Origin of the sequence: Paenibacillus sp. SORGH_AS_0306, from assembly GCF_030819345.1 — a bacterium.
Classification (GTDB): Bacteria; Bacillota; Bacilli; order Paenibacillales; family Paenibacillaceae; genus Saccharibacillus; species Saccharibacillus kyungheensis.
Genome location: NZ_JAUTBP010000001.1, coordinates 1,819,429 through 1,827,021, shown reverse-complemented (window position 1 = coordinate 1,827,021; position 7,593 = coordinate 1,819,429). Strand labels below are relative to the sequence as shown.

At 38.0% G+C, this 7,593-nt stretch carries 2 protein-coding genes; both read right to left on the bottom strand.

Translation table 11 applies throughout. The features are described from left to right. Window positions 1–20: 20 nt before the first annotated feature. On the bottom strand, window positions 21–1,778 hold the full coding sequence (locus QE450_RS07950) for a methyltransferase (protein ID WP_307298322.1): 1,758 nt from the start codon (window positions 1,776–1,778) through the stop codon (window positions 21–23). Between the two features lie 39 nt (window positions 1,779–1,817). Further along, window positions 1,818–7,589 (bottom strand): type I polyketide synthase, encoded by a 5,772-nt coding sequence (locus QE450_RS07945; RefSeq protein WP_307298321.1) that lies wholly within the window; start codon window positions 7,587–7,589, stop codon window positions 1,818–1,820. Window positions 7,590–7,593 lie beyond the last annotated feature (4 nt).

Genomic DNA, 7,593 nt, shown 5'->3' with positions numbered 1-7,593 from the left:
ACTTAATAAATCACCAAAATTTAAAGAAAACGCGCGCGTACAGCGATACGAACTTCATCTTCTTTAAGTGCTGGTACTTCCTGTGCTTGAATAGATAATTCTTGGATATCGGACGGTCGGTGAAGTACAACTTGATAAAAAGATGAAGCAGAAACATTCTGAGCTTTGGTATAATTGTCTGAAAATGTATGATGTTCAGACGAAAAATGATCGGTATTGGAATCTTTTAACGTTTCGATAGACGTATCCAATTTTTGAGGTGTTGTATTCTTTTCAATCGTTGGTACCTGTTTATTCTCTTCAGACGATTCTTTTATAGTCTGAAGCATTTGTTTGAAATGAGCCGAATATTCTTCTAGCAAATACTCTACTAACAAATCAACATTGTTATAGTCAAATAATACCGTAGTCTGTAGAGATAATTGTCCTCGCTTATTGATTACATTCACCAAATGCACAGCAATAATAGAATCAACACCATATTCAGCAAAACTACTATTATTCTGGATGCGATCAGTACTTATTTTGAGATCTTCTGCTATACTTCCACGCACGATATCACTAACGAAATCGTATACAGACTGATCGGTTACAGCGTTAATATCAGCATGTTCTCCAGATTGTTGTGTTGGCGTATGTTGTGGTGGTGGAGTTAGAGGTACATCCACCTCTGGTATTGTATGTTTAGCATGAATAACAATTCCATCGCTTTGAGAAGCAATCACCTGTTGCTTGAACATAAGAGCTTCTGAGGCAGGATATGTAATCGAATGAAAACCTTCGCGTTTTAATATTTTTTTCCAGGAATCCGTGGATAATGCAGGTGAACCGCTAATACGCAAAGCTTCATCTTCATAAGCCCACCAACCTTCCAGTAATCCAAATGTGAGATGATTGATTAACGATTTATCTGTGATTTCATTCACAAGTAACATGCCATTTTTCTTAAGCGCTGTTTTCACAGTTTGTAACGTATGACGGATATTTTTTGTCGTATGCAGAACATTGCTCGCAATAATAAGATCATATGCGCCTAGATCTACATCCTGACTAGCAAATGACTTTTTCAAATCAATAATTTGATAGTTCAAATAAGGAACAGATGGGCCATATTTTTGTTCTGCATGCATCAAAAATGCTTTTGAAATATCACTGTAAACATATTCTTGGATATGATGTTCCCATACTTTTAAATGTTCAAACACCACTTCACTTGTTCCGCCTGTACCTGCCCCGATTTCTAAAATGCGTACTTTTTTGCCAGCTTGTGCACATTTCTCAACATAGGTAGACACAGACTCTGCCAGTACAGTATTAAAATAATCCGCAGTCGAATGATATTTGTAGATCCCTTCTACCAGATGCATAGATGATTCAGGAAACATAATTTCTGTAGCTAGTTTTTCTCCATGTAAAATCGAAGGCAAACTGCGTAACATGCGATCTACTAGCTTCACTTGCGCTTGAAGATCAGGATTTTGTAACCAGCTTGTCAGCTGTTGATCCCATTTCTCCCAATAGGTATTGACCATCTGTTTATATAAGTTCGTATCGATTAAACGATCGGTATCAACAGGTAAAAATTGAACTTGCGCTTGAAGCATAGCGATACTTTCGACTAACCATTTAGGATAAAACGATAGTATTCCTTTTTTCCAGACAAAATCTTTATCCAAGCAACCTACAGCATGCAATTGACACCATAATAATTGGATTAAAAGCTCATTGACAGCTTCCATTTGTTGATTCGCTGATTCCATCATCTTGAAGTTTTTCATGTCTGAGCACTCCTTTTTATTGCAACCCAAACAAAACGATTATTGATATACCATAATCGTTTTGTTGTTGTTCCATAATGGCAACTCTGGTTGTCCTATCGTCTCAATCATTACAAGTTGATCTAACGTATTGGTCAAAAGCAACTCAAGCGCTTGATTGGCTTCTGGTGGCTCAATAGATCCAATGCCTTTACTTGCCATACTTTGCTGTACTTCTGGAGATACAACCGATCCAACATTTCCCCAATAGCCCCAGTTCATCACTTTGACTGCACATGAACAAGACTGTGATAATTGGCGGGCAAACGCATCAATATACGTGCAACCAGCAACATAATTACTTTGTCCTGGTAATTTCATAAATGAATTCAAAGAAGAAAAGAATACAATAAAATCTAAAGATTCTTGAGTAAATACCTGTGCCATATTCACACTAATATTTAATTTAGGTGCAAGCCCTGTGCAAAATTGGTGTTCATCCATATTGGCTAGACTACGATCAGACAAGACTAGTGCAGAATGAATCACTCCATCAATATGATCATAGTGTTGCTTGATCTGTTGATATGCACGTTGCAATTGGTTCAGATCGGTAGCGTCTGCTGAAATGTATACTGGTGGTCTGCCTAATCGAGCCAAGCGATCTAGCTGAGCTTGAATCTGTGGATTTTGTTCTTTTCGACCTATCCATACAATATTTGCCTTGTACGTACGAATCATATATTCGCTCCATACTTCGCCTATTCCGCCCGCTCCACCGATGATGACATATACTCCGCCTTGACGATAGAGCGTAGATGTCTGGTTTTGCTCATATTCAACAGCAAGTAATTGTTGATGATACCATTCTTGATCACGAAATAGATAAGCGTTCCCTTGTGGATCAGGGGCAATTGATACTATATCTGCAACTGGAATATGTGCTTCGTTTTCTATATCCACAAGGCGAATCTGCCAGTGACTATACTCTTTGGCAAGTGATCCAATATATCCATGTAATGCAGCTTGTGCTGGATATATACTGTCAAATGGATCAAGCTGTTGTGCTTGATAAGTAATGACTGTTAGATGTAGCGACCGGCTTCCATAACCAAGTGCTAACAAACTTTTGACAAACCGAAAAAATAAAAGAATTTCTTTTTGTTGAGAAGCAATACTTTGTTGCTCCTGTGCATCTGATATCGATTCAGGTGAAGCAGACCAGATCACATGATCTATTTCGCTGAATATCGATAAACGATCGGTTATCTGATCGATCGATTGACCCGCATCTATATTGACTATATTCATATTGGGCATAAAGTCTGACCAGATTTCTGGCACATTATATTCAGTATTAATGTACACGATTGTTTCTATCGATTCAGACACATTGGTTGTAGGAATACTATCCATTAGCTCCCACACTGGAGTAAACATCATTGTTTCTGTATTTCTTGTAGCCAAAGTATCTATAGCATCAGCAGGCTGAATTGGAGCATGATGAGATTGCATACGACGTGTCACAAATTCTTTTAATCGTATACATACCATTCCTTGTCGATTACAAATATCAATATCTAACCTAGGCATAGAATCATTAGAATGACTACCTGCACTATATTGAATATGTGCCCACATCTCTGTATCACAATCCCCTAACACGTCAAGCCTTTGCAGAGCAAAAGGAAGCGATGGTGAGGTGATAGATCCATCAAACCCAGTCGTTAATCCTATAGAAGCTTGTAATGCCCCATCAAGCAATGCAGGATGAAGAATATACGGTTGAATAGTAGATTCAAATACATCTGGCAACGATAATTTGGCGATCAATTGATCGGTACCTACAGACACATATTGTATCGTCTGATGAGCTACACCATAAGATAATCCCATCGCTGCAAAAGCTTTATAACATTCAGCAGCAGACCATTTTTTTAACTGACAAGCTTGTTGAATAGACTGAATATCTAGCACTTGTTTGTGTAATGCGATATCGAATGTTGCTCTACCCTGACTACATAACAGCGGTTCTTGATGATCTTGTTCACTATAAATCTCATAACTCATGTCTTGTGCATGTTCTAATTGCAGATGAATATGCACTGATTTAGAAGCATGTTCAATAGACACAGGATTCGCCCACACGATATGAGTTAATGCAAAAGGCACAGGTATCTCTGTATCTAATCCCTTTGATAATGGCATAGAATGTCTGATCGCTTGCAAAGCCATTTCCAAATGAGCAGCTCCTGGTAATATCGGTACACCTTGTACTTGATGATGTTCTAAGAAAAATTCTGTTCCATTAAATATAGAAGTAAATGTTTGTTCTTGTAATCTTGAATGATTACGGTGTAATAAAGGATGAATATAGTCAGCTATCGAAGCAACTTGAGATTGTACTGATACATCCATATCAGATTGTATTGTTGCTGGCGTATACCAATATTTTTCTTTGGCAAATGGATAAACAGGTAAAGACATTCGCTGTGGTAATACATCATTCTCGTTATAAGCTAACGACCAATGGATATCTATACCTTGCACCCATAGTTCTAACAATTGAGGATATTTTCTTTTGCGAATCCATGTTGTGATCGTAGCTTGCATATCTTCGTCCGACCATTGCGCTTGGATTTGCTTGCTATTTGATGTGTCGCCTTTATACATGTTTGTAGATTTGTCGATAGAATGCAGACTTTGCTTCAATTCATCCTTCAATTTGTCTATAGATGACACGATAATAGCCAGACGATAATCCATTGCTTCACGCCCGACCTGCAAAGTATAAGCTATATCCGGTAATTGTTTTTCATTTATAGACGAACGTTCTAAGTATTGAAGTAACCGCTCCATAATTACCTGTAATCGTTCTTCTGTACGAGCAGACAATACAATAGCTACAGGAGGACTGTTGTAATCTTGCTGATCATGTAGTTGCTGGTGAACAAAGGCAGGCATATACTCTGCCACAATCAGATGAGCATTGGCTCCGCCTGCACCAAAAGAAGAAATACCTGCTATTCTCGGTATTTCTTCTTCATAACCATCCTGTTCAATTTGTGGTCTATTCCATGCTGTTAACTGTTGTTGAACATGAAAAGGAGTCTGTTCAAACTGAATATTAGGGTTCAATCGATTAGAATGAAGCGATGGTACTAATTGCTGATGTTGAAATTGTAATAAGATTTTACTTAATCCGGCTATCCCTGCTGCACTTTCGCAATGACCGATATTAGACTTGATAGAACCGATCGCACAAAATTGCGTATCTGTAGTATCCTGTGCAAATGCTCTTCTTAACCCTTCGATTTCGATAGGATCGCCTAAAGCTGTCCCTGTACCATGAGCTTCAATATAACTAATCATACGTGCATCTATACCCGATGTTTGTATAGCATCAGCAACCACTTTCGACTGAAGCGCTGGATTAGGAACCGTATAGCCTTTGGTTTTGCCACCTGCATTGATCATACTGCCTTTAATCACTCCATAGATATGATCCCCATCTTGTATCGCTTGCTGAAGAGGCTTTAATACGATAGCGCCTACCCCTTCTCCGTCTACAAATCCATCAGCAGATTCGCCAAAGGAACGACATTGTTCTCCAGGAGAAAGCATATTTTTTTCACATAATCGTGCATAGTGTACAGGATCTACAATCAGATTTACCCCGCCAGCAATTGCACAGTCACTGGTGCCACTGTACAAACTATCTAATGCTAAATGAATAGCTGTTAGCGATGATGAACATGCTGTATCCACAGCCAGACTAGGTCCTACAAAATTAAAACTATATGAGACTCGATTGGCTATAGACCAGTAAGATGATCCAGTAGGATAATTTCCGTTCATTACACCTACAAATACACCTACTTTTTGCGAATCACTTAATTGTTGCGGAATATAGCCGGCATCTTCAATACAAGAATAAGCAATTTGTAAAAATTGTCGTTCTTGCGGGTCCATTTGTTCTGCTTCTTTGGGAGAAATATAAAAAAATAAAGGATCAAACGTATCAATGCCTTTGATAAATCCTCCCCACTTGCTATAAGAAAATCCAGTTTGCCCTTTTTCAGAACGGTAATGATTTTGCCATTGCCAGCGCTCGGTAGGTATTTCGGTAATAGCGCTTTTACCTTGTTGTAGTTGATTCCAGAATTCATCCATATCATCGGCTTGCGCATATCGACCTGCTAGTCCAATAATAGCGATATCTGGTTGGCGTGAATCTGTTGATGCAGTTGATGTTATAGATTCAGTTTCAGGTTCAACTACTGACTCTGTGGTCACTGTAGAAGTATAAGGAATAACCTCTTCTAGCACATTTGCAGTTTCTATAGGATCAGTACTTTCTTCGGGATCTGACTCTACTTTCTCTCCCAACATCTTCATCAATGCTTGATAACGATTGGTAATAAAATACTCCACTAACGAGGCTATAGTAGAGTATTCAAAAAAGAGCACACTACTCACATGCTCTTCCATGACTTTATTCAGTTCATCTGTTAATTGAATAATTAAAATAGAATCCATACCGTACATTTCAAGTTCTTCACTAACATCTATACTATCGGGTTCCACTTCCAAAATCTGTCCAATGACTACTTTGAAGTGCTCCATACTTTTCTGTTTTACTAACTCTTCGGATTGTTGTGTTGTTGATGTCACAGTGACTTTGTTAGATACTTCTTGTGTTATTGCAGGTTGTTGGATCATTTTTGCTGCATCATGATGTTTAGGAATAGCAATCTCTTTTTTCTGACGAATAATTCCATCACTTACAGCAGTGATTACCTGTTGCCCTAGAAATTCAGTCTCTACCGTTGGATACGTAATCTGCTGATATCCTTCTTGTTCCAGTACATTGCTCCATTGCTTAGGAGTCAGCAACGGACAACCGGGAATACGCAATACGGGATCTTCATACAACCACCATCCTTGAAGCAGACCAAAAGTGACATGATTGAACAAAGAATATTCGATAATTTCATTAATGATGATTTGACCGTCTTTTTTCAATAATGCTTTGGCATTACGTAAAGTTAAACGAATATCTCGTGTAGCGTGCAATACATTCGTCGCTAAGACTATATCGTAACCACCTATATCAATCTGCTGATTCAGCATAGATTCTTCAATATTCAGAAGATGGTATGTTAAATAGTCGTAGTGAACTCCATAATGTTTGCGAGCATGGTTGAGAAAAGATTTGGAAATATCAGTATACGCATACTCTTCTATATATGCTGTATACGGTTCTAATCTGGAAAATAATAACGCACTTGTTCCACCTGTGCCTGCTCCTATTTCCAAAATACGCAATGATTTGGAATTGCTTTGCTGATTTACTTTCTGAATCTGAGCAATGACCTGATCTGCAACCATATGATTAAAATGATCTGCTATCTTATTATGCTTGTAGATTCCTTCTACCAAATCCATTGAAGCATGTGAAAACATCAAGTCAGTTGCTGGCTTATCACCATGTAAAATATCAGGTAAAGACAAGAGCATTGTTTCAGCTAAAATTACTTTGGCACGCATATTATCATCTTTTAACCATTGTTCTTTGTGTCCTGTCCAGTTGTGCCATACTTCATCAGCATGTAGCAAAGGAAACGAATTCTGATTAAAAACAGTTACCGTTTGTTGTAGCCATTTCATATACATTTGATTTGTTTTAGGAAGTAAATCTAATAGCTCTGCTATAGGCATATCTGCTGTATAGCCTATTTTTTGCATCTGCACATACAATAATTGAACAAGCCATTGATTTAGTTCATCTAACTGTTGCTGTTGATCATGTAGTTGTTCATTATCAGACATAAAG